General features: G+C 48.0%; 16 protein-coding genes, 1 tRNA gene and 1 CRISPR repeat array (1 of these 18 running past the window's edge). Of the genes, 8 read left to right on the forward strand and 9 right to left on the reverse strand.

What is annotated here, in order from left to right; translation table 11 throughout:
• Positions 1 to 90: 90 nt before the first annotated feature.
• From AADH33_RS07795 to cysS, 8 genes are all read right to left on the reverse strand, one after another.
• On the reverse strand, positions 91 to 930 hold the full coding sequence (locus AADH33_RS07795; RefSeq protein ID WP_348548511.1) for a D-arabinono-1,4-lactone oxidase: 840 nt from the start codon (positions 928 to 930) through the stop codon (positions 91 to 93).
• On the reverse strand, positions 876 to 1,430 hold the full coding sequence (locus AADH33_RS07800; RefSeq protein ID WP_348548512.1) for an FAD-binding protein: 555 nt from the start codon (positions 1,428 to 1,430) through the stop codon (positions 876 to 878). The genes AADH33_RS07795 and AADH33_RS07800 overlap by 55 nt, the downstream gene beginning before the upstream one ends.
• Positions 1,418 to 2,665, reverse strand: a complete 1,248-nt coding sequence (locus AADH33_RS07805) for an alanine racemase (protein WP_348548513.1) — start codon at positions 2,663 to 2,665, stop codon at positions 1,418 to 1,420. The genes AADH33_RS07800 and AADH33_RS07805 overlap by 13 nt, the downstream gene beginning before the upstream one ends.
• A gap of 414 nt (positions 2,666 to 3,079) precedes the next feature.
• A complete protein-coding gene (gene pdxH, locus AADH33_RS07810) occupies positions 3,080 to 3,724 on the reverse strand; it encodes a pyridoxamine 5'-phosphate oxidase (RefSeq protein WP_348549971.1) in 645 nt (214 codons plus the stop codon).
• A gap of 79 nt (positions 3,725 to 3,803) precedes the next feature.
• A complete protein-coding gene (glmM, locus tag AADH33_RS07815; protein WP_348548514.1) occupies positions 3,804 to 5,174 on the reverse strand; it encodes a phosphoglucosamine mutase in 1,371 nt (456 codons plus the stop codon).
• Positions 5,175 to 5,412: 238 nt separating this feature from the next.
• A complete protein-coding gene (gene guaB, locus AADH33_RS07820) occupies positions 5,413 to 6,885 on the reverse strand; it encodes an IMP dehydrogenase (protein WP_075100990.1) in 1,473 nt (490 codons plus the stop codon).
• Between the two features lie 438 nt (positions 6,886 to 7,323).
• Complete coding sequence (locus tag AADH33_RS07825) at positions 7,324 to 9,285, reverse strand: mechanosensitive ion channel family protein (RefSeq protein ID WP_348548515.1); 1,962 nt, start codon at positions 9,283 to 9,285, stop codon at positions 7,324 to 7,326.
• 318 nt (positions 9,286 to 9,603) lie between these two features.
• Positions 9,604 to 11,064 (reverse strand): cysteine--tRNA ligase, encoded by a 1,461-nt coding sequence (gene cysS / locus AADH33_RS07830; RefSeq protein ID WP_348548516.1) that lies wholly within the window; start codon positions 11,062 to 11,064, stop codon positions 9,604 to 9,606.
• 197 nt (positions 11,065 to 11,261) lie between these two features.
• Between cysS and AADH33_RS07835 the strand changes: the two genes are divergently transcribed.
• Complete coding sequence (locus AADH33_RS07835; RefSeq protein WP_348548517.1) at positions 11,262 to 11,873, forward strand: cob(I)yrinic acid a,c-diamide adenosyltransferase; 612 nt, start codon at positions 11,262 to 11,264, stop codon at positions 11,871 to 11,873.
• Between the two features lie 107 nt (positions 11,874 to 11,980).
• On the opposite strand, the gene AADH33_RS07840 is transcribed toward AADH33_RS07835, so the two are convergent.
• Positions 11,981 to 12,946, reverse strand: a complete 966-nt coding sequence (locus AADH33_RS07840; RefSeq protein ID WP_348548518.1) for a hypothetical protein — start codon at positions 12,944 to 12,946, stop codon at positions 11,981 to 11,983.
• A gap of 344 nt (positions 12,947 to 13,290) precedes the next feature.
• Between AADH33_RS07840 and AADH33_RS07845 the strand changes: the two genes are divergently transcribed.
• The 7 genes from AADH33_RS07845 (at position 13,291) to AADH33_RS07875 (ending at position 22,836) form a co-directional block, all read left to right on the forward strand.
• On the forward strand, positions 13,291 to 14,052 hold the full coding sequence (locus tag AADH33_RS07845) for a glycerophosphodiester phosphodiesterase (protein ID WP_348548519.1): 762 nt from the start codon (positions 13,291 to 13,293) through the stop codon (positions 14,050 to 14,052).
• Positions 14,053 to 14,536: 484 nt separating this feature from the next.
• A complete protein-coding gene (locus AADH33_RS07850) occupies positions 14,537 to 15,715 on the forward strand; it encodes an acyl-CoA desaturase (protein WP_348549972.1) in 1,179 nt (392 codons plus the stop codon).
• Positions 15,716 to 16,188: 473 nt separating this feature from the next.
• A complete protein-coding gene (locus AADH33_RS07855) occupies positions 16,189 to 17,655 on the forward strand; it encodes a protein adenylyltransferase SelO (protein ID WP_348548520.1) in 1,467 nt (488 codons plus the stop codon).
• A gap of 380 nt (positions 17,656 to 18,035) precedes the next feature.
• Complete coding sequence (locus AADH33_RS07860) at positions 18,036 to 20,357, forward strand: NADP-dependent malic enzyme (protein ID WP_348548521.1); 2,322 nt, start codon at positions 18,036 to 18,038, stop codon at positions 20,355 to 20,357.
• A 212-nt stretch (positions 20,358 to 20,569) separates the two neighbouring features.
• Positions 20,570 to 21,757: a tRNA nucleotidyltransferase gene (locus AADH33_RS07865; protein ID WP_348548522.1), complete on the forward strand. Its 1,188-nt coding sequence runs from the start codon at positions 20,570 to 20,572 to the stop codon at positions 21,755 to 21,757.
• Between the two features lie 93 nt (positions 21,758 to 21,850).
• The gene (locus AADH33_RS07870; protein WP_348548523.1) at positions 21,851 to 22,663 is read left to right on the forward strand and encodes a pteridine reductase; all 813 of its coding nucleotides are present in this window, start codon (positions 21,851 to 21,853) and stop codon (positions 22,661 to 22,663) included.
• A 96-nt stretch (positions 22,664 to 22,759) separates the two neighbouring features.
• A tRNA-Ile gene (locus AADH33_RS07875) sits at positions 22,760 to 22,836 on the forward strand.
• A gap of 118 nt (positions 22,837 to 22,954) precedes the next feature.
• Positions 22,955 to 24,223: direct repeats of the CRISPR family, unit length 29 nt; unit sequence CGGTTAATCCCCGTGCTTACGGGGAACAG (it continues 7,675 nt past the right edge of the window).

Below are 24,223 nucleotides of genomic sequence, written 5' to 3' on the forward strand. Positions count from 1 at the left end.
AAACAGCTCTTTATAGAGCTGTTTTTTTTGTGTTCTGATTAAGGTCTGCTGCAATCGACAACCCTTTTCATGGATCAACATGCAGACACGCTATAGGCGATGGTTTAAAAACTTATCTTCAAGCCAGCGATTCATAAACACATTGTCTGGGTCATACTCACGGCGTATTTGCAAAAACCGATTGAGCTTAGGATAGAGGTTTTGTAGCTCTATATGGCTGAGCTTATTGACCTTGCCCCAATGCGGGCGACCCTGCCATTTTTTCATATACTCATACAGCCATTTAAACAGTGGCTCACAGTCCATACCTTTATAAACGTGAAAAGACAACACCGCACAGTCCTCACCTTGGGTTGGGCTAAGCATTCCTGTCTCGCCTTTGTGGGTGCGCACCTCAATGGGAAAGTGTGAGTATTTATTGTCTTTGAGCAAGATTTGATTGACCTCAGTGATACAAGCATCAAAATCTGAGAGCTTAATAAAATACTCCGACTCGTTAAATTTTACGCCGCGCGGGGTCGGAAATACTTCGTAACTGTAGCCCTCTCGCCTAGTGTTGGGAATAGAGTTGGCGGATATTTGACTAACTTTTTTGCTCCATTCAGGTTTCATGCGCGCAAGCTCACACAGTACATAAAAAGCCCCATTGAGCGTCACCACGCTGTCAAACGTATCTTTGAGCTTTTGCGCGTGGCTCATCGGTTTTGGCTCAATGACCGAGAGCGTTTTTTGCTGTAATTTGTTGGTGCCAGGAAATAAAAACCACTCTAAATGACGATGCGACTGGGCGTTTTTATGAAAGTTTGCCAAACCATCGGCAAAATCCATGACCTCATTGCGCTCTTGTAAACCATATAGATCGACGACTCTGAGCGTCAGCTTGGTAAAGACGCCCAGCATGCCGAGGCTGACATGCAGCGCATTGCCCAAATGTCTGTCTGCGGGTTGCCGCGCTGATGACTGTGCAGCTCACCGCGCCCATCTACCCACTCCCAGCCCACCACTTGATTGGCGATAGAACCAAGAGTCACTCCTGTGCCGTGGGTTGCCGTGCTGGCCGCACCTGCGATGGTCTGCGCTTGGACGTCGCCCATGTTTTCAAGCGCAAGGCCATGCGCTTTTAGTGCCTCACCAATCTCATGTAAATATGTGCCTGCATGTAGCGTTGCCAACTTAGCCTCGGTATCCACTGAGATAAGCCCGCGCATGTGATGCAAGCTGACAGCAATCTCTTCAGGTTTGGCGCAGCCACTAAAAGAGTGCGCCGCGCCCGTGACTCTCACGCGTTTTTTATCTTTTCTTGCTTGCTTGATGATATCTTGCAGCTCTGCTACCGAGGCGGGCATCAGTTTTTGCTCTGGCTGCGCGCGCTCATAGCCTACCCAGTTTTGCCATTCGTTATTTGCTTGCCACTGTTTTAATGAAAACATCTGCCGTCTCCTCGGTAGGTTGTCATCGTTACCGCCACATCCTTGCGGCGGATAGAGGTATGGTTTATAGCCTGCTCAGCTGTGCCCTGCGGCATCTGATCAGCGCCTTCATAGCAGACCAGCTCATTGAAGTGCTCACAAAGCTCGCCAGCTTTGGCATGACGGCACCAAACCGCATCGCCAATCTTTAGGCTTGTCTCTGACACGGTACGTTTATCCATTTTCATGGGCGTTTGCACCTCACCAAATCCCTCGTCATTGAGTATGGTGAGACCAGCGGGATAATGCACCACGGGAGCTTTGTCAACGCCTACGGCGCCTGAGGCGATAAAGCCGCCGCCATGACACGTGATCACGTCTTTTTCAGGCTGGCGCGTTACCGGCAACACAAACCCTGCTGCCGCTCGAAAGTCCTGCATGCTCTCCATATAATCAAAGTAAGCAGGCTTATAATAAGCTGAGCCGACTGTTACCTCGGTAATCTCAGGCTGACATGCGGTAAAATCCATACTGCCGCTGCCGCCGCCATTGACCAGCTGCAACGCATAGCCTTGTTTTTTTAGCCAATTCACCATAGCACCGCGGCGCTGACTGACTTGCTTTTGGGAGCGGTGTTTGAGTAGTTTAATAGCAGGTGTCAACAACGCCTTGCCTGGTAAATGCTCGGGCAAGCCTGCAATTTGCGCCTCGTAACCCATCGCAGCGACGAGATTGATATGATCTGACTTTTTTATGTGCTTAAGCAGCGCTTTGATGTCTTTTTTGTGCAGCAGTGCCGAGCGTTTGGTGCCAAAATATAGTTTTGGCAGTGGCATCGACATATTGATATCCAAGCAGACATCGATTTTGACGCCGTGCTCAATACCAACGCGCTCCAATACCGCCACATGCTCCGGACGATCGACCATCCAAATCACCACCGCTCCCTGCTGAGTGTATTTAAGGGTTTTTGTCACGCTGATGGTATCTAAGGTCGGATAAGCGCAGAGAATATTGTCAAAGCCATTTTCTAACAGATAGACGGATTCATCGGCCGCATAGGACATAAGCCCGATAAAATGAGGTGATCTGTCTTTTATATAATGCAAAACATCGATGGAGCGTATGGACTTGGTGGCCAGACGCAGATTGACGGCTTGGGTTTTTTGATTGACCAGCGCGATATTGTGATCGAGCGCATCCATGTCGAGCCATGCCTGTGGCGTTTTGGGTGGAATGATGTGTACAAAATCCATTTTGCTTTCCTTGTCACAACGAGCAGACACTATCCTATGTCTTTTATAGGTTTATATTTGGATTGATGGTTACACTGAGGACATGGCCTAATATTTAGTGGTACTCGCCTACTCAGCAGTATTAGTCCAATTAATTACAGAGCTACAATTACCGCAGCAAACCTTTATCAATCTGCATCATAGTGTGAACCGAGAATATAGCGCCGTCAAGCATCTCAGCGATAAAATAAAACACTTGTCAGTTATTTTTTCTCTCAACTGTATCATCACCCTCAATGGTATCGCCATGGTACCGATTACACCGACAAAAAAAAGACCCAAGCGAAACTTGGGTCTTCTGCGGTGATGATGAATATTAAGCAATAAATGGCGCAACAAAAGGACGAAGTCGGTGGTTGCAAAAAGCGTGCTTGGCTATGGTAATAGCCGCTTGGTCTGCCAGTTGTTGTTATCGTCTCTGCTATAGACGATACGGTCATGCATGCGGCTGGCGCGCCCCTGCCAAAACTCGATATGTTCAGCAGTAATCTCATAACCGCCCCAAAACGTCGGCGTCGGCACCGGACTGTCGCTGGGATAGCGGCTTTGTAACTGCGCGAATTTTTGTTCCATCACTTTCCGATCAGCCACTTCCCCGCTTTGTGGCTCGCTCACCCATGCGCCAACTTGACTGTCGTGAGGACGCTTTTGAAAATAAGCCGCTGACTTTTCCGCGTCTATTTTGGCAATACGGCCACTGATGCGAATCTGACGCTCTAGCTCATGCCAAAAAAATAACACCTCAGCGTTGGGGTTTTCACTGATATCTTGTCCTTTAGCGCTGTCGTAATTGGTATAAAACACTACCCCTATCTCAGTAATCTCACGCAGCAATACGATACGGACGCTGGGCTTAAGATCCGCGCCGCAAGTGGCCAGACTCATGGCATAAGGCTCTTGTACTTTTTGCTCAATCGCCTCAGTCATCCATGCGCCGAGTAGCTCAAATGGAGAGGTGGGGACTGACTGTTGATCTAAAACGCCTTTTTCGTATGACAAACGCTGATCGGTAAAATCCATACTCATGGCAACTCCTTTATATAATATATAGTGTGACTGCTGATCATGATTGATTTTCATAACCTTTAACGGCAATCAATTAGCCCAATACCGCCTTGATCTGATCTGCCAGATCATTGGCCAGCACATCACATTCTATCTCGTCGTCGGACTCAACCATGACTCGAATCATCGGCTCTGTACCTGATTGACGAATGAGTAAGCGACCACGACCTGCCAGCGCCGCACGCGCTTTGTCAAAGGCGGCCACCAGCTCAGGATACTCAAACGGGTCTTTCATCTCAGACAAGCGCACGTTGACCAGTTTTTGTGGTAGCACGTCAAACCCTTCGACCAAGTCACTAAGCGCACGGCCACGCGCTTGCATGACAGCCAGCACCTGCAAACCTGCGATAATCGCATCGCCTGTACGGCTTTTATCCAAGCATAAAATATGACCAGATGGCTCCCCGCCCAGTATCCAACCATTGGCCTCAAGCGCTTGCATCACGTAGCGATCGCCTACTTTTGCACGGACAAAGTCAATCTCAGCGGCTTTGAGCGCCAGCTCTAGCCCCATATTACTCATCAACGTACCGACCACGCCCTTAGCTTTGTCTGCGCCTTGGGTGGCGAGCACGTATAAGATCCCATCACCATCGACCAACGCCCCCGTTTCATCGACCATCACGATACGGTCACCATCGCCATCTAGCGCGATCCCGACATCAGCACCATGCTCGACGACCGCCTTTTGTAAACCTGCTGGATGGGTCGAGCCGCAGTCAGCATTGATATTGATACCATCAGGCGCATGATTGATGGCGATAACATTGGCACCCAGCTCACGCATGACTCTCGGTGCCACGCTATAACCGGCTCCATTGGCGCAGTCGACGACGACGGTGAGATGGCTTAAGTCATACTGATAAGGAAAGCTGCCTTTACAGAATTCTATATAGCGACCTTTGGCATCGTTGATACGATTGTTTTTGCCAAGTTTGGCAGGATCCACAATAGGCATGATGGTGTTATTGTCTGCTTCAGAGGCACTCATGATGGCGGTGAGCTTGTCGTTAATGGCCGTCTGCATCTCATCGGTCAGCTTTTTACCATCGCCCGAAAAAAACTTGATGCCATTATCAAAATAAGGATTGTGCGAGGCGGAGATGACCACACCAGCATCCGCATTAAAACTGCGAGTCAAATGCGCAATAGCAGGCGTCGGCAATGGGCCGAGCATATGGACATCCACCCCTGCGGCATTAAAGCCCGACTGTAGCGCCCCTTCTATCACATAACCTGACAGGCGAGTATCTTTACCGATGACCACACTGGGCTTGCGCGATGGATTGGTATTATTCTCTATCAGCACCCTGCCTGTCACATAACCCAATTTTAAAATAAAATCCGGTGTGATTGGCGATTCACCAAACTTTCCACGAATACCATCGGTGCCAAAGTAGCTCATTATCTATCTTCCTCACATATAAAAGTAAAAGGCCGTCTCAGAGATCGGCACTACTGTTATTATTGTTACTGTCATTATAATCACTGTTGTTGTAATTACTATGGCTATAATCCATTTTGGTATTTTACAAAAAAAACAGCCAACAATAACGAGGCATTGTTGGCTGTTTGTATCTTAACGTCTCTGTAGTCGTGCAATCTGGCAAAAACGCAGCACCTACAGTAGGTAGGACAACAAATTAGTTCACACGGTAGTTTGGTGCTTCTTTGGTGATTTGCACATCGTGGACGTGCGACTCTTTCATACCAGCAGACGTCACCTTGATAAACTGTGGTTTGCTACGCATATCTTCGATAGTCGCAGAGCCTGTGTAACCCATTGATGAGCGCAAGCCGCCGACCAACTGATTGACGATGCCAGCTACTGGGCCTTTATAAGGAACGCGGCCTTCGATACCCTCTGGCACCAGTTTTTCTACGCCGTCTTTGGCATCTTGGAAATAACGGTCTGATGAACCATTTGAGCCTGACATCGCACCCAAGCTACCCATGCCACGATAGGCTTTGTAGTAGCGACCTTGGAACAACTCGACCTCACCTGGTGCCTCCTCGGTACCTGCCATGAGCGAGCCGACCATGATGCACGATGCACCAGCGGCGATGGCTTTTGCCATATCACCTGAGTAGCGGATACCCCCATCAGCAATCAAAGGAATGCTGTCTTGTAGGGCGCTTGCGACATTGTCGATTGCTGAGATTTGAGGTACACCGATACCAGCGATGATACGCGTGGTACAGATAGAACCAGGGCCGATGCCGACTTTTACCGCGTCTGCACCTGCATCACGTAATGCAAGGGCTGCATCACCGGTGGCGATATTACCACCAATCACTTGAACGTTAGGATAGTGTTTTTTGATCCACGAGACTTTTTCGATCACACCTTTTGAATGACCATGCGCAGTATCTACCACGATGACATCGACGTCTGCTGCGATCAAAGCTTCGACACGTGCCTGCGTATCTGCGCCGGTGCCGACAGCAGCACCAACCCGTAAACGACCTTGCTCATCTTTACACGCATTTGGGTTGTTTTCGGCTTTGGCAAAGTCATTGACTGTGATCAGACCTTTTAGGCGATAGTTATCATCGATAACGATGACTTTTTCAATGCGATGCTCATGGAGTAAACGCTTGATGTTTTCGTTGCTCTCGCCTTCGTGTACGGTGACCAGCTGATCTTTTGGTGTCATGATTTTGCTGACAGGCAGTGATAAGTTGGTTTCAAAGCGCCAGTCTCTGTGAGTGACGATACCGACCACACTATCTGTGCCTTTTTCGACAACAGGCACGCCTGAGATGTTGTTATCTTCGGTCAACTGCAACAGCTCACCAATGGTCATCTCTGGATGTACCGTGATAGGGTCAACCACTGTACCTGCTTCAAACTTTTTCACACGGCGTACTTGCGTGGCTTGTTTGGCGATATCCATACTCTTGTGCAAGATACCCATCCCGCCTAGCTGCGCCATAGTGATGGCCATTTCAGACTCAGTCACCGTATCCATAGCGGCAGAAACCAGCGGTAAATTCAACGTGATGTTTTTGGTCAAACGGGTGGTCAGATCAGCAGTTTTTGGTAGGACTTCAGAATAGGCTGGCAATAATAAAACGTCATCAAAGGTTAAGGCTTCATCGACAATTCGCAACATACAGACCCCTAGTGGTGGTTATTTTGATGGGTGGGATTTTCGCGATAAGACAATCAACCAAGATCACCAGTATGACTTTACGATAGTCAAAGCCTTATGTGTTGCAGGCTTTTTATCATAGAGCTTTCGATAATAGACAATGAGCCAGTCGTTGTTTGTCTAAAAACCCTTTATCACTAAACAAACACCAGTACTTGAAAATTGCCATTGATTTATGAGTGATAAATTTGCACAAATACAGTGCAGACTTATCTCTTAATCGCTCATTTATCCCTTAAAAATAACGCCATATTATAACAAATACGCAGGCACCTCGCATGCTTATTTATCAGCTTATTTTGTAGAATTGATAAATATCATACAAACAGGCGCGCATTTGCGCTATCACTCAGACAGCGGCACGGGATTAACTGGCGTATCGAGTACAGATAGCGCACCTCACGCTTCGTGTTGCTTCATGATAAAACGCTCAGCGGGTAGATATGATTTTTGCTCACGATAGAGATAATGTAGCATCTGCTCACGTACTTGACATTCAAGATAAAAGGCATTCATCGGGCCATCAGAGGCTAGGCTTCCTCTTAATTTGATGGTGTTTTCGCTCAGCGATACCGTGACCATCTCAGGCTCAGTCTCACCATCCCATAAGTCGTTATCTTTGACCAGTGAGATAAATTTTTCGCGTATGGCCTCGATATCAGCACCATAATCCACGTAAAGATAGACCACGCAAGTCTGATGCACCTCGGTATGAGACCAATTTTCTACAACCTCGGTAATCAGTCGGCGCATCGGTACGATCAATCGGCGCTCATCCCACGTCTTTAGCACCGCATAGGTATAACGCAAATCTTCAATTGTCGTCCAATCCCCCTCCATCATCACCGTATCGCCAATACGCACAGGCTGAGTCACCGCCACTTGCACCCCTGCGATGATATTGCCCAAGATAGGCTGCGCAGCAATACCGATAACCACCCCCGCGATACCAGCTGAGGTCAATAACGTCTTGCCAAGACCCTCCATATTGGTAAATTCGCTAAGCCCAATCCAGATACTGCCCAAAATCATGACAAAGATAAAGACGCGGCGAAATATCGATACATAGGTGCGGCGACGACGCTCTTTATCAAAATGCTCTTCGGCCAGATTTTCGATCTGCATGTTTTGATAGCGATTGGCAAAAAAGTTAATAATCCGAATACCAAGCCATGAGGTGCTAAATACCAGTCCAATCCAAATCAGCGGGCGGGTCGATGAGGCCACCGCATCTAGATAAGGAAAGCCCCCTGACACTAAGGTAAACACCAATGAAAAACTGATGGTAAAGGTCAAAGGTACCGTCAATTTGCTGACAAGATCTGCTACCCCATGACTACTGCCGACGTAGTTGCTGTATTTTTCATCATCGATATAGCGACTGATGAGCTTTTCAGTGCCCTTACTCAGTAGCCAGCCCGCCACCATGGTCAACAAGAAAAACAAAACAAGTGCTAAAAACTCCCACAAAGCAATACTAAAAAACTGTATTTTTAACCAGGCAGGCAGATAGCGCTCAAACTCTGCCGGATGGTACTGCGCGTATAGGTTATCGATATTGCCTACTGTCTGTGCGGAAAACACCCAGACAGGTGCCTCCTCCCCAACTCTCACGCGCTGCAAATAGATAGGCACGCGGCGCTCGCGGTAGTCGATATAACCAAGCTGAATGGAGCGTCTAGCGATGCCCATCACGCTGCTGTTGTTACCCAGCGGCGGCTCAATAAGTCCATCCGGACGATCTGGCAAATCATCAAACACATACAACTCTCTTTCGGACAATAAAAAATCCAAACGCTTGGAGAGCTCAAGCGCGCGGCTGCGCTGAGTGCTTTGGTCGATCAGATTCATATTCAGCGCGTAAGCGGCCAAGTCATACTGCTGTTTCATCACTGCCGACTGAAAAAACTCTAACGTGGCAAGCGGCGTGTTCAGGTTTGGCGGCTTAGATAACGGCGGCAAGCCGGTATTGAGCCTATCCAAAAGATAATAGCTCTCATGATATTCACCCGTCAGACCCGCATTACCCTGCAACTCACCTGCCTGCTCTACCGCGCTACGCTCAGTGGGGTCAAATATCTCTTCTTTAATCTCAGAGATACTGACGCTGCCATCACTCATCGAGTCTAGCTGCTGCTCGGCGTATTCACCAAAACCATCTGGCTGGGCAACAGCCTCTATCGCCGCGCCGAGCGTCAGTACAAAAAACATCACCAGTATTTGCCATATCATAGCGCGCCGGCTCTTCTGCGACTTGTCATTGATCAGCCGATGGCCAATAGTGCGATGGCAAATAATGGGTATGACTCTATCCGTGTCAGTCTGATGATGTTCAGCAGCATCCGTGTGAGAAGTATTCATATATCGACGGCCAGTAAGTTGCGTAAGTTGTATGAATTTATATAAAAAATAAGCGTATCGTACAAGCGTAAGAATACCGTAAATGCGGTATCAAAACCGTTTGGTCTTGGTACAAGGCGTATAGATATTTTATTTAATACCTTGCGTGCTGTCCCAACGCCGCGCACAATAAACACTTTTAGCACGTGGCACATAGTATCTTGCATGCCAACTTTATTTAGGATCGACTAAATTTATTTTGAGTACAAAAAAAGCCAGCATCAAGCTGACTTTATATGTAAAAAACAAGCATGGTCTTATAAGCCTGCTCAAATCCGCTTACGCGCGGCGCCATGTGGTACCAGCACGGCTGTCTTCAAGCTCGATACCCGCCTGTTTTAACTGCTCGCGTATCTCATCGGCGCGGGCAAAGTTTTTGTTGGCTTTGGCATCATGACGCTCAGTGATAAGCGCATCGATAGCGGCATCATCTAGTCCATTGTCCGCCTGCTCTCCGGTCATTGCTTGCAAGAACTGCTGTACAGGCTGCTGCAAGAGATTTAACACTTGTGCCAAGGCCTTGAGCTGCTGGGCTGACTGCCATGCCGCCGTCACATCTTCAGCTTTAACGGCTTTATTGACATCTCGAGCCAAGCCAAACAACACACTAATCGCCGTTGAGCTATTAAAGTCATCATTCATGGCTTTGATAAAGTCTTGTCCAGCAGCACTATCGTAAGCTTCAGCCACTAGCTCTGCATTGATTATGATTGACTGCCCTTTTTGTTGCTCGGCCAATTTTAGCGCGTTGTATAGTCTGCTTAGGCTATTATGCGCTTCATCCAAAGCGCTGTCTGAGAAATTTACTTGACTGCGATAATGGCTCGATAATAAGAAGAAACGCACCGTCTCAGGTAAGTATTTCGCGGTCACATCACGAATGGTAAAGAAATTGCCCAGTGACTTCGACATCTTTTCGCCATCGACATTGATAAAGCCGACATGCATCCAGTTACGCGCGTACTCGCAGCCTGTCGCGGCTTCTGACTGGGCGATTTCGTTTTCGTGATGCGGGAACTGTAGGTCGTGACCACCGCCATGGATATCAAAGGTATCACCTAGGCATTTGGTCGACATCGCTGAGCATTCTATATGCCAGCCAGGACGCCCTTGTCCCCAAGGCGACGCCCACTGCGGCTCATCGGGTTTGGCCGCTTTCCATAAGACAAAGTCGAATGGATTGCGCTTGTCAGTCTCGACCTCAACACGCGAGCCTGCCTGCATATCATCCAAGTTACGCTTAGATAATTTGCCATAATCAGCAAAGCTATCGACCGCATAATAGACGTCACCATGATCCCCTGCATACGCATAGTCATTGTTGACCAAGTTGCCAATCATCTGCTGCATCTCGTCGATATGATCGGTCGCGCGCGGCTCAGCATCTGGCATCTGGCAGCCTAGAGCGCTCGCATCTTCGTGCATTGCATCGATAAAACGCTGGGTCAATGCACCAATCTCTTCGCCATTTTCACTCGCCCGCGCGATGATTTTGTCATCGATATCGGTGATATTACGGACATAATTGACGTCATAGCCTAGCTGCGCAAGCCAGCGCACCGCCATATCAAAGGCCACCATCACACGCGCATGACCAATATGACAATAATCATAAACGGTCATCCCGCACACATACATGCCGACCTGTCCTGCTTTGAGTGGTACAAACTGACGCTTGCTACCTGTCAGTGAATCATAAATGGCCAGCTGAGACATCGCATCGGCAAGTGGTGTGGTCATAGTTAAAAAGCCTTTGATATAAATAAGTGGAATACAAACAAAACAGACAAAAAATCACGCGCAGCGATCAATGGACAATCATAGAATCTGCAGCGCGATAAAACTTAACCCATTATCTTAGCGAAAACCGCCATAAAATACTACAATGAGCACATAACTAACACCACTGAACGATAAAAACTGCTAAGGATATAAAGATGGGCAACCGTTTGAGTAAAATATATACACGTACCGGCGATGATGGGAGCACCGGCATGGCAGATGGCAGCCGCGTGAGCAAAGCCGATATCTTGTTTGGCGTGATGGGTGATATTGATGAGCTAAACTCACACCTCGGTATGGTACGTGCGTACTTGCAGCAAGGCGCTCTATCAGCATTTAAGACGCAGACGGACGAGTCCGAGCTTTCTGAGGCGTTGGCTATTATTCAGCATCTTTTGTTTAATATTGGTGGTGAGCTTGCCATGCCAGAATATGAAGGCGTGAACAGCATGCACATTGAATGGCTAGAGCAACAAATCGATGCAATGAACGCTACCTTAGCGCCACTAAAAGACTTTATCTTACCCACTGGGTCGTTGCTGGTTAGTCAGCTGCATGTCGCACGTAGTGTGTGTCGCCGTGCTGAGCGCCAAGCGGTCCTATTACAGCAAGCGCGTCCGCACGCAATCCGAGCAACGGCCATCAGCTTGATCAACCGTTTGTCTGATTGGTTGTTTGTCGCGGCACGTTTTTGCACAGACCCTGAGCACGTCTCTGAGGTACTTTGGGACAGTCAGGTGTTACAAAACTTCGCCAGTGATAAGTAGCGGGCCCGAGACTTCTGATATATACAAGCAAAAAAAAGAACCCGTAACGTAAAGACGTTACGGGTTCTTTTCTTCTGAAAACCACTATCATTACTGATTTTTATAGATTAATAAGTAGCGCTTTCATCTTCGATAATGACCATATCGATGCTGTCATCTTTTGGCACTGCTTTTGGCGTCGCAGGTGCGGCAGGCTCACTGGGAGTCGCAGCACTGTTGTCTGCTGTACTGCTTTGCGTGCTAGTACTAGCGCTTTCATTTTGGTTATTGGTACTTGGCACCTCGATGGTCGGCGGCGTAGTAGGCTGGATCGGACGGATCGGCTCGACTGGTGTGGCAGCGCGCGGCTGACGCACAGGTGCAGACTGACGCTCATTGTCTTGTGCAGCAGCGCGACGTTCTACTTCACGCTCGGCGCGGGCGGCATCCATCGCCGACTTAAACACAGAGCCTGCCATAACATCAGCCACGATAGTGAGAAGCGCGGGCTGGCCTGCGATTCGCGTACTTACTTGCCCGCCTTGAGCGCCAACGACATAGGTAAAGGCGTCATCCACGAGCATGTTGTTATTGATACGAATGTTATTTTGCGCAAGACGAGATTGCAGGCTTGGCTGATTGTTGGCCGCTTGCACTTGACTGGCTTGATACAAATCCTCACTTGGGAGCGTCATACTGACGCTCGCCTGACACGTCGTCATGCCATTGCTGTTGGCTGCTTGTAGTACTGCTGCGTTTTGTACATCAATCACAACACCATTGGTCTTATCAGCGATGCTAGCGCCTGCAAGGCTGATCTCGGCGTCATTTGCATAATTGGCAGCGAGCGTCTGTGCTTGTTGATTGAGCGTATTTTTTAGTGTCGTTTTGAGGCGATCTTGCACCATAGGATCATCACAGCTGACTGCAGTAGCAGCAGCATTTTCTGCGGCGGACTCTTGCTCTGTCAGCTCAGCGGTCTCTGTCGTCTCTTCTTTTTCTGAGCGATCACAGCCGACAAGCGCTAAACCACATACCATGCCAATACCAGCCACTTTTTGCCACTTGCTCACACTCTTATTTGCTACGCTCATATGTATTTTGCTCCCAATTTACTAATTCGTACCGTCACTGACGGACAGTGATTGATGTTCAAACCAAAACCCTAGCTGCCAGCGGTTAAAACTAAATTATTATACGGTGTTTGGGTGAAATGGTCATTAGTGTCTGCCATGGATATACAAATAACGTCCCTCATTCGCCACAAAACCTGCGTTTGGTTGCAAAAACATAACAATGACATATTTATATAGGGCGTGTTGAACATTTTGATTCATTAAAGGTTAAATCTAGCGCCCACCATTTTGATTCATTTTGGTTCAGCATGTACTCAGATAGCAGTCGTAAATGTTGTTAGACGTCGTCTATCTCAGACGATATGATGAGTCTAAAACACTCGTTACTGCATCTGATGATAAACTTTAAAAACACGCTGTTACTCGGTCATCGCGGCGCGCGCGGTGAAGCCTTAGAAAACACCTTACTTGGGTTTCAGCATATCGGGCGTCTAAAAAACCATGGTTTGGCTGGTGTAGAGCTCGATGTCCAGCTAAGCGCTGATGGTCATTTAGTGATCTTTCACGATGAGGATTTGGCGCGGATGTGTGGCCAGCAGTCGCGTATTGCTCAGCTGACTCTAGCGGAGATCAGACGACACCTACAGCTCGGTCATCCTATTATCACCCTAGCGAGTATCGCCCAGACGTTGCACGAGTTTTCTGTCATTGAGCTTGAGATCAAGACCCATGAGCGCACCGATTATACCGCCCTTATCCAAGCGCTGGCGCGCGATCTGATTGACACGCCGCTGATTCATTTACCGATTGTGCTGACCAGCTTTGACACCGAACTGCATGTGCGTCTGCAGCGGCATCAGCAACTAAAACGCCTACCGCGAGGTTTACTCATTCGTACCCCCGAAGCGCTGGCGACCGCAACCAATACTGCTTTGCAGTTGGGCTGTATACAGCTGGGCGTGCATTATCCGCTGCTAAGTGAAACCATCATCGCTCATAGCCACCGTTACAACTTGCCGGTGAGTGCGTGGACGGTCAATGATATCGATGCCATACAGCAGCTGATCGACTGGCAGGTCGATGTCATCATCACTGACTTTCCCAGTCAGGTATTGGGCCGATGAGAGGTTACGGTTGCGCTGTTAACTTTCTATCTGTAGGTTCTGATACTCCGTCAGCTCTGAGACATGGGTTTTTATACATATCTGCTGTAACACTTACACTTCTCCTTCATATCTGATAAGTCTATCGCTATTTTGACCTATCCAGTCTATAATCCATACAAGTTGTTGTTATTTAGCAATATTTTTATAGTGCATAAGTGTTCACTTTATTGTTCTTTTAGGGTACCATAGACGCTTAAATGAATACCGTTAGGGATGTTATATGATTGCAAAAAAAGCACTTGGCTTACCGCTTAAAGGCTTACGTTTCGCTATCAAATCTGGTGACACGCTTGTTAAGACCGCCAGCACTCAAATCACACGCTTTAAAACGCGCTTTGATGAAAATAAAACGAAAAGCTCACTAGGTGAGCAGCCAGTTGCCAAGCGCAACTACGCACATATCGACGCGCCAGTTGCAGGATCTCAAGAAGCTAGTATCGACATGCGCGAGTTTGAGTTTACCAAAGCGCCGATCAACTGGATTCCAGCCACTATCTTAGTCGCCACTCCGATTGCGGCTGCGATCATCACGCCGTGGTATTTGTTTACTCACGATGTCAGCGCACCAGTTTGGGGCGTGTTTGGCGCTTTTATGGTATGGACTGGCATTAGTATTACTGCAGGCTATCACCGTCTGCTGTCGCACCGTGCTTATAAAGCCCATCCTATTGTCAAAAACTTTTTATTGCTTGGCTCAACCCTAGCGGTACAAGGATCAGCATTTGACTGGGTATCTGGGCACCGTAGCCATCATCGTCATGTCGATGATCGTTTGGATGATCCATACTCTGCCAAGCGTGGCTTTTGGTTCAGTCATATTGGCTGGATGCTACGCAACTACCCTAGTGGTAAGTTCGATTACAAAAACATCCCCGACTTGACCAAAGATCGCGTCTTGCAAATCCAGCATAAGTATTATGGCTTGTGGGTGGTTGCTATGAACGTCGGTATGGTCGCTGCGATTGGTTGGCTATTAGGGGATGTTTGGGGCACACTCATCATTGCAGGTTTGCTGCGTTTGGTATTGACGCATCACTTTACCTTCTTTATCAACTCCTTGTGTCATATGTTTGGTACGCGCCCGTATACCGACACCAACAGTGCCCGTGACAACTTCTTGTTGGCAATATTTACATGGGGTGAAGGCTATCATAACTACCATCACTTCTTCCAATACGACTATCGTAATGGTGTCAAATGGTGGCAGTATGACCCAACCAAATGGCTGATCGCAGGGCTATCAAAGATCGGTCTGACCAGTGAGCTGCGTACGGTCGATGACACGACCATCAAGCATGCTGAAGTGCAAATGCAGTTTAAAAAAGCCCAGCAGCAGATCGAGACGGCGACAGCAGGTGGCATCGATATTCCTCATGCGATGAAAAACTTTCAAGATCGCATTAAGTTTGAATACGACGCCTTTATGCAGACCGTTGAAGAGTGGCAAGCGCTAAAAGCCAAAGCCATCGAGCTGAAAAAGACTGAATATGCTGATCGTTTGCATGAAGTAGATGAGAAGCTAAAACACGATTATGCGAAGATTGAACAAAAAATCCTTGAGCACAATAGCAACCTAAAAACTGCTTTTCGCTCAATCGGTCTTAGCAAAAAAGCCGCTTAACTGCGCTTAATCATATAGCGACTGAGTTTGATCGCTAAGCTTGGTCGTTAAAACTTGATCTTTTAAAACTTAACCATCAACACTCAGTCTTTAAAGCTTAGTAAGATTATCTGAAGTTTCTCCTTCCCTCTATCTGTCATGGATAGAGGGATTTTTTTATCATTCATTTATCATTCGTACAGTGCGATATTCAAACGACGATAGTCCGTCCAACATAACAGCGCCCTTGTTGATACCAGTAGGACGATACCTGTCTTATAAAGCGAGCTTGCCAGCACATCATACGATGATGGTATTTATAAAAACATGATTAATTACAAGAGATGGACACAGTGAAACGCGGCGCTATCCGTGCTGTGCTATAGTGCGCGTAGCGGCCTATCAATCGAACGCTTAACCAGACAATTCATACTCATCACTTAATACCAAAATAGTACCAAAAAACCAATACTCTAAAAGTAGGAAGGGCTTGTATGCGCTATCAAAACACCTATGTCACGCTCGACACGCGCTTGTATCACGAACAGCCGCCGACGCCTTTAGAGCGTCCGCGTGCCGGCCACTTTAATACTCAAGTCGCGCAGCAGTTAGGCTGGGCAGAGGATGATACGCTCATGGCTCGCTGGGTCGAGATCCTAGGCGGACAATATGTGCCTGCCGAATTTAGACCCTTGGCCATGGCTTATGCTGGTCATCAGTTTGGTCAGTGGGCGGGGCAATTGGGCGATGGTCGCGGGCTGCTTATGGCGCAAGTCATTGATAATAATGAGCAGCGACAAGACTTACATCTCAAAGGCATCGGTCTGACGCCCTACTCGCGTATGGGAGATGGCCGCGCGGTCCTTCGTAGCACCATTCGTGAGTATTTATGCGGTCACGCACTCACCCAGCTTGGTATCCCTTCTTCAAACGCCTTGGGTTTTGTCGTTTCTGATACGCGTGTGCGCCGCGAGCGTATCGAGGCTGGCGCTGCACTGATGCGGGTGGCAGACAGCCATATTCGCCTCGGTCATGTCGAGTGGATCGCAAGCTTTGCCCCTGATCTGCTCGGTGAATTTACCGACTATATGATTGATACTTATTATCCAGAGTGCCGCGAGAGCGAGATACCTGTGCTCGCATTTTTGCAAGCCGTCGTTGCGCGGACGGCACGAATGATTGCCGATTGGCAATTGATCGGCTTTGCCCACGGAGTGATGAATACCGATAACTTATCCATCACCGGCAGCACCTTGGATTTCGGTCCGTTTGGTTTTATGGAGCGCTTTAATCCTGCTTGGATCAATAATCACTCTGATCATACGGGACGCTACGCCTATCAAAACCAACCAGCGATTGGTCATTGGAACCTAAACGTTTGGTTGCCGCATTTTATGCGTTTAGACGGCGTCACACGTGACGCATTAGCCGACTGTCTTGCACCTTATGAAGCGACGTTTATGCAGCACTATCAGCAAGGACTGTGTCAAAAGCTTGGACTGCCGCATCGAAGCGAGAGCCTCAGTGTGGCTTTTGAGTGGTTGACTCTATTAGAAGACAACTTACTCGACTATACCAACAGCTTTCGGGCGCTACTTGGCCTGCTGGCGCCAGAGGATTATCCATATGAGCATCAATTATTGACCACCATGACTGCTGAGTTAAGCCCTGAGGCGCAGCAAGTGTGGCAAGATTGGTCAGCGCGTTATATTAGCCTCATCGAGTCTTCAAAACTCGTAGAGGCACAGGCTACCATGCAGGCGCACAACCCTGTTTATATACTGCGTAATAGCATGGCACAAAGAGCCATTACGGCTGCAGAACAAGATCAGTTTGAGGAAGTGGATCGCATCTTTACCTTGCTTGCGCATCCTTATCAGGTACAGGACATCGCAACAGAGCTTGACACCCTGCCACCTGACCCTCATGCGCCGCAAATGCCGATTAGCTGCTCTTCATAATAGCTTAACCATTTAACGCGTCAGGTCGTACAAAACAGTGTCCTTGGCCTTTATAGACTGTAATATTTTGAAACATTATGAAATTAAGGTTGATATGCCATGGGGTTTTTTGGCATTATCAACCAGCGAAATAACGAATATCATTTTATTATATTATTCGCACATTTGGGCCGAGTTGACTAGGCAGTGAATTGCCAATAGTGCTAGAATAACGGTTTTCACTGGATTGCTTTTTTGGCCTGATATTAAACTGCCGATCATAACCCTTTTAATGCCGATGTTCTCTTTGATTATTATCATTCAATAAGCGTTGAGACGGCGGCGTTATTTTTTTATCTCCATTTACTTTATTCCAATTTATTCCAACCATGGCAATTATTATGAATGACGATACCACTTTGAATACGGATACCCACAGTTCAGAAAAAGAGCAGTTTGAACAAGCTGCCTTGCACTATCATGAGTTTCCGCGCCCAGGTAAAATCTCAGTCACCCCTATCAAACAGCTGGCAAACCAGCGTGACTTGGCCTTGGCTTATTCGCCAGGGGTAGCAGTACCTTGTCTTGAAATCGAAAAAGATCCAAAGCTTGCTGCCAAATATACAGCTCGCAATAACTTGGTCGGCGTCATCACCAATGGTACTGCCGTCCTAGGTCTGGGTAACATCGGGCCTTTGGCGTCTAAGCCTGTGATGGAAGGTAAAGGGGTACTATTCAAAAAGTTTGCTGGCATTGATGTTTTTGATATCGAAATTGCCCAAAATGATCCAGACAAGTTTATCGAAGCGGTTGCCTCTCTTGAGCCAACCTTTGGTGGTATCAACCTAGAAGACATCAAAGCCCCAGAATGCTTCAAAATCGAGCGCGAATTGCGCGAGCGTATGAACATTCCGGTGTTCCATGACGATCAGCACGGCACGTCTATCATCGTTGCGGCCGCCATGCTCAATGCCTTATTAATCACTGGCAAAAAAATCGAAGAAATCAAAGTGGTGTGCTCAGGCGCAGGTGCCGCTGCCATCTCTTGTCTAGATATCATCTGCGCGCTTGGTGTCGATAAAAACAATATCATCGTATCAGACTCTCGCGGTATCATCAGCACCAGCCGTGAAAATCTAGACGAAACCAAACAGCGCTATGCTCGTGACATCACCGCGACGTCTATCGAAGAAGTCATGGACGATGTCGATATGTTCTTGGGCTTATCAATGCCCGGTACCTTGACCGAAGATATGGTTCGCCGTATGGCAAAAGACCCAATTGTCTTTGCCCTTGCCAACCCAACCCCTGAAATCATGCCTGAGCTTGCGCATGCTGTCCGTCCTGACGTCATCATGGCGACTGGTCGCTCAGACTATCCAAACCAAGTAAACAACGCCCTTTGCTTCCCATACATCTTCCGCGGCGCTCTAGATGTGGGCGCAACCGCAGTCAACGAAGAGATGAAAATTGCTTGTGTAAAAGCAATCGCTGCTATGGCACATGTAGAGGCCACCCCGACTAGCAACGTCAAGAACATCGAGCAGATGAAGAGCTTTGGCCGTGATTACTTAATCCCAGGCCCACTAGAGCCAAACCTCATCATCGAGATTGCCTCTGCCGTTGCCAAAGCCGCCATGGACTCAGGCGTTGCCACCTTGCCTATCGCTGACATGAACGCCTATCGTCAGAGCCTATCTGAGTTTGTCTATAACTCAGCGTTTGTGATGAAGCCTGTCTTTGCACGTGCCAAAGCGGCACCAAAGCGTATCGTCTACTGTGAAGGTGAAGACAACAACGTCCTACTGGCAGTGCAAGTTGTGGTCGATGAAGCGCTTGCCCACCCTATCTTGGTCGGTCGCCCAGCTGTCATCGAAGATCATATCAAAAGACTCGGTCTGCGCCTAAAAGATGGTGAAAACATCACTATCGTCAACCAAGACGACGATCCACGCTACAAAGACTACTGGCAGGGATACTACGAGAAAAATAAACGCCGCGGCGTCAGTATCGAGCTTGCCCGCCGTGATGTACGTCGCAAGACCACGCTAATTGGCTCACTATTGGTAGACAATGGCGATGCAGATGGCATGATTTGTGGTACGTTTAGTCATTATCAATTGCACTTAGACTATGTCCAAAGTGTCATTGACAAAAAAGAAGGCGTTAGCGATTTTTATGCGATGAATGCGGTACTGATGCAAGATCGCAACATCTTTATCGCGGATACTTATATCCACGAAGACCCAACAGCAGAACAATTGGCTGAGATGACTATCTTGGCCGTTGAGCAGCTACGTCGCTTTGGTATTACGCCTCGTGTCGCTCTCGTATCACACTCAAACTTCGGTACCTCAAACCGTGACAGCGCGGTGAAGATGCGCAAAGTCTATCAAATCTTAACCGACATGAACGTCGATTTTGAATTTGAAGGTGAGATGCAAGGTGATGCGGCGTTGAACGAAAACATTCGCCTAGAAGACATGCCATCAAGCCCACTAAAAGGCTCGGCGAACCTGCTGATCTTGCCAACGCTAGATGCAGCAAACATCGCCTTTAACTTACTAAAAACCGCGACAAATAGCGCTTCTATCGGCCCTATCTTGTTGGGTACCAGTAAGCCTATCCATATCCTAACACCATCAGCAACCGCGCGCCGTGTGGTCAACATGACAGCACTTGCCGTGACGGAAGCTCAGGATTTGGAAAACGAAAACCAATAACGGGCTGATGATGTTTGTCGCATCGACATCCCTTCGCTCGTTACTTCAAATTTCAAATATTGTACCAACGTAAAGGACGCTAACCTCTATGGATAGCGCTCCTCTGTTATACTAAAACCAGCCATCGCCATTTCAGTGCGATGGCTGGTTTTTTATTGTCATTGACTGATGGCACATATCAGTCCTAACTCGCGCGATAATACGAGGCTATCATGCAGATTTATCTTGTTGGCGGAGCCGTCCGCGACCAGCTACTAGGACGACCTATCAAGGACAAAGACTACGTCGTCGTGGCCGCGACAGTGGCACAGATGCTCAGTGCTGGGTTTGTACAAGTAGGCGCAGACTTTCCGGTGTTTTTGCATCCGAAAACGCATGAAGAGTATGCGCTAGCGCGTACTGAGCGCAAACAAGGCGTCGGCTATCAAGGCTTTAGCATCCATGCCAGCATCGATGTTACTTTGCAAGAAGACTTGCAGCGCCGTGATCTCACCATCAATGCAATGGCGATAGAAGTCACTAGCCTAACCGATGACACGCCGCTGACAGGCAAGGTTCTCGACTACTACGGCGGATTGGATGATCTTGCGAATAAGACCTTGCGTCATGTCTCACCTGCGTTTAGTGAAGACCCTTTACGGGTACTGCGCACCGCACGATTTTATGGGCGCTATTATGATTTGGGCTTTACCATCGCTGAGGAGACACTGGCATTGATGCGCCAACTGGTCCACTCAGGAGAGCTTGCTCATCTCAGTAGTGAGCGTATTTGGCAAGAATCGAGCCGCGCGATGATGCAGCTCTCCCCGCATGTGTACTGGCAGCAGTTGTTTGATATCGGTGCACTTACCGAGTATTTTACGCCATTACATGGGGCTTGGAATAATACGCATATAAGAGAGACGGTGCAGACGGCACTATATTTTGCCGGTCAAATGCAGCTGAATTTATCACAGCGCTGGGCGCTACTGATGACAAGCCTGAGCGCTGATGTGTTTACAAACGCTCACACAGACTCTAACGTTGAGACAGTCTCTACGACAAAAAACATCAACCAAATTGGCAACATGGTCAAGGTGCCCAAAGTACATACTCAGTTTGCCAATTTGTTTGTCCAGCAGCTCCCTACTCTAGCCGCTGTCAATGAGCTGGATACCGCTGAAAGAATTGACCTCATACAAGCCTGCGGCGCTCATAAAGCACCTGAAAAACTCTCACAGCTGTTGGTATGTAGTCATACTTTTCAGTTGGCAAAGCAGCATCGGCAAATGATGCTGGCTCTCAATAGTTTTCACGCGATTGGTATGGAAGACATCGAAGCCGGGCTTCGAGGGCCAGAAATTGGTGCAGCATTACGGCAAGCGCGCATAGATCATCTGGACACTCAGCACCTCTCTTAGATGAGGATAACCGTCAAAGTGCGTCCTGATATAACTCTTAAGATATAGTGCTGATACGACTTTACTCCTTTATACCAAAAATACAGATAGACTATGAATCACGCCGTTATCCCTACTCAGTCGGCAACTGCCAGCGCAGGCGCGCCTGTCATGCTCGTTACTGGCAGCGCCAAACGTATCGGAGCTGCTATTATCAAAGCGGCGCATACTCAAGGCTACCGAGTCATTATCCACTGTCGTCACAGTGAGCAGCAAGCAAAGGCGCTCACTGCCGATCTCAATCGCCGCCGTCCTGATAGCGCGGCGATGATCGTCGCTGACTTAAAGCTGGTCAATGAGCCTAAGCGTCTAAACGACTTTGTAGCGAACATCATATCCTGTTTTGGTCAGTTGGATGTATTGGTGCATAACGCCTCGCGTTTTTATCCTAGCCCCCTTGGTAGCATTAATACTCAGCAGTGGGACGAGCTGTTTTTGACCAATGCCAAAGCGCCATTATTACTCAGTCAAGCATTCTTGCCTCATCTACAAACGCAGCACGGCTGCATCGTTAGTTTGCTAGATATCCATGCTCATGATAAGCCATTTAAAGGCTATAGCGCTTATAATATGGCGAAGGCTGCGCATCGTATGATGGTGCAGTCCTTGGCGCTTGAGATGGCACCTAGTGTACGAGTCAATGGCGTCGCGCCAGGCGTCAATATATTGCCCGACGCTGATAGTGATCAGGCCCTCAATGGTGATGAACAAAAAAACATCCTCAGCTCTATACCGATGCAGCGTATTGGTCGCCCTGATGAGATTGCCCATAGCGTGCTGTATCTAGCACAGGCCAGCTATGTCACAGGCGAGATTATCACCATCGATGGTGGACGCCACTTGACTTTGGCAGGTGGTAGTGTTTGATCAAAAAAACAGCTGATTTTGAATAATATCTGTCTGACAGGCTATCTTTTACTTGAAAATTAAAAAAAATCAGGTATCATTATGCGTCTAACGTTAGGGCCCATAGCTCAGTTGGTTAGAGCAGAGGACTCATAATCCTTTGGTCGTAGGTTCAAGTCCTACTGGGCCCACCATATATTGAAAAACAAGAAACCCTTACAGTCATTGACTTGTAAGGGTTTTTTATTGTCTAAAGACAGTTCTGATTATCAGATGCCTACTAGTAATATCCTAAAGACCCTACTAAGCGTACGGTTAATCCCCGTGCTTACGGGGAACAGTGGCTGCTGTCCTGTGCCGTACTTAGCTGCTGCGGTTAATCCCCGTGCTTACGGGGAACAGTGGAGCTTGACCCTCGTCAGCATGTTGAATAACGGTTAATCCCCGTGCTTACGGGGAACAGGCGTTACATTGTAATAATCGGTCAGCTCTGGGCGGTTAATCCCCGTGCTTACGGGGAACAGAATAAACAAACAAGCTCACTTTGATTAGTGGGCGGTTAATCCCCGTGCTTACGGGGAACAGCGACCAACACTAGCAGCGATGATCGACAATTCCGGTTAATCCCCGTGCTTACGGGGAACAGTGTCTATCGTTATATGTGTCATAATTACCTCGCGGTTAATCCCCGTGCTTACGGGGAACAGGGGCGCAATCGTTACCGCTGCAACATTGGGCGCGGTTAATCCCCGTGCTTACGGGGAACAGCAATCACGAAAGATAAGAAGAAGGCTAAGAATCGGTTAATCCCCGTGCTTACGGGGAACAGGTGCCCATCGGTGATAGCTATCGCGGTCAGGTCGGTTAATCCCCGTGCTTACGGGGAACAGCTACACGCAAAACACGCCATGTAATCAGGTGGCGGTTAATCCCCGTGCTTACGGGGAACAGTAGTTATCACGTTGCCGCTCATTCTGACGCGCCGGTTAATCCCCGTGCTTACGGGGAACAGAATCGTATTGTCGAAACTGAGAATATAACTGGCGGTTAATCCCCGTGCTTACGGGGAACAGTTTGCCACCATCTTGAGTAAATACATTAATCACGGTTAATCCCCGTGCTTACGGGGAACAGGAACGCTCCAACGTCTATAGAGATTTCTTCACCGGTTAATCCCCGTGCTTACGGGGAACAGGTGCTTTGGCAAATACTTATGGCGTAATTGTTCGGTTAATCCCCGTGCTTACGGGGAACAGCGTCCACACAATCAACCAATTTATGATATGAGCGGTTAATCCCCGTGCTTACGGGGAACAGTCATATCCGATTAAAGTTTTCATATTTAATTCCGGTTAATCCCCGTGCTTACGGGGAACAGCATAAGCTCTTTAGCGTCGTTATCATTCTTAACGGTTAATCCCCGTGCTTACGGGGAACAGGGCTTGCACCAAGTCGCCCATTAATTATTCTGCGGTTAATCCCCGTGCTTACGGGGAACAGGATTGATTAAAGAGCGCATAGAGCGTGAAATATGGTTAATCCCCGTGCTTACGGGGAACAGTTATGGCTTCTGTGGTCAAT

It is taken from the genome of Psychrobacter sp. KFRI-CH2-11 (assembly GCF_038239325.1).
GTDB classification, from domain to species: Bacteria; Pseudomonadota; Gammaproteobacteria; order Pseudomonadales; family Moraxellaceae; genus Psychrobacter; species Psychrobacter celer.

What these genes read in the sequence shown, in the direction of transcription:
- AADH33_RS07825 (WP_348548515.1), bottom strand. Translation starts at nt 9,285, where the DNA reads ATGAATACTTCTCACACGGATGCTGCTGAACATCATCAGACTGACACG.
- AADH33_RS07870 (WP_348548523.1), top strand. Translation starts at nt 21,851, where the DNA reads ATGAATCACGCCGTTATCCCTACTCAGTCGGCAACTGCCAGCGCAGGC.
- AADH33_RS07855 (WP_348548520.1), top strand. Translation starts at nt 16,189, where the DNA reads ATGCGCTATCAAAACACCTATGTCACGCTCGACACGCGCTTGTATCAC.
- AADH33_RS07850 (WP_348549972.1), top strand. Translation starts at nt 14,537, where the DNA reads ATGCGCGAGTTTGAGTTTACCAAAGCGCCGATCAACTGGATTCCAGCC.
- AADH33_RS07835 (WP_348548517.1), top strand. Translation starts at nt 11,262, where the DNA reads ATGGGCAACCGTTTGAGTAAAATATATACACGTACCGGCGATGATGGG.
- glmM (WP_348548514.1), bottom strand. Translation starts at nt 5,174, where the DNA reads ATGAGCTACTTTGGCACCGATGGTATTCGTGGAAAGTTTGGTGAATCG.
- pdxH (WP_348549971.1), bottom strand. Translation starts at nt 3,724, where the DNA reads ATGGATTTTACCGATCAGCGTTTGTCATACGAAAAAGGCGTTTTAGAT.
- AADH33_RS07860 (WP_348548521.1), top strand. Translation starts at nt 18,036, where the DNA reads ATGAATGACGATACCACTTTGAATACGGATACCCACAGTTCAGAAAAA.
- AADH33_RS07805 (WP_348548513.1), bottom strand. Translation starts at nt 2,665, where the DNA reads ATGGATTTTGTACACATCATTCCACCCAAAACGCCACAGGCATGGCTC.
- AADH33_RS07800 (WP_348548512.1), bottom strand. Translation starts at nt 1,430, where the DNA reads ATGTTTTCATTAAAACAGTGGCAAGCAAATAACGAATGGCAAAACTGG.
- AADH33_RS07840 (WP_348548518.1), bottom strand. Translation starts at nt 12,946, where the DNA reads ATGAGCGTAGCAAATAAGAGTGTGAGCAAGTGGCAAAAAGTGGCTGGT.
- guaB (WP_075100990.1), bottom strand. Translation starts at nt 6,885, where the DNA reads ATGTTGCGAATTGTCGATGAAGCCTTAACCTTTGATGACGTTTTATTA.
- AADH33_RS07845 (WP_348548519.1), top strand. Translation starts at nt 13,291, where the DNA reads ATGATGAGTCTAAAACACTCGTTACTGCATCTGATGATAAACTTTAAA.
- cysS (WP_348548516.1), bottom strand. Translation starts at nt 11,064, where the DNA reads ATGACCACACCACTTGCCGATGCGATGTCTCAGCTGGCCATTTATGAT.
- AADH33_RS07865 (WP_348548522.1), top strand. Translation starts at nt 20,570, where the DNA reads ATGCAGATTTATCTTGTTGGCGGAGCCGTCCGCGACCAGCTACTAGGA.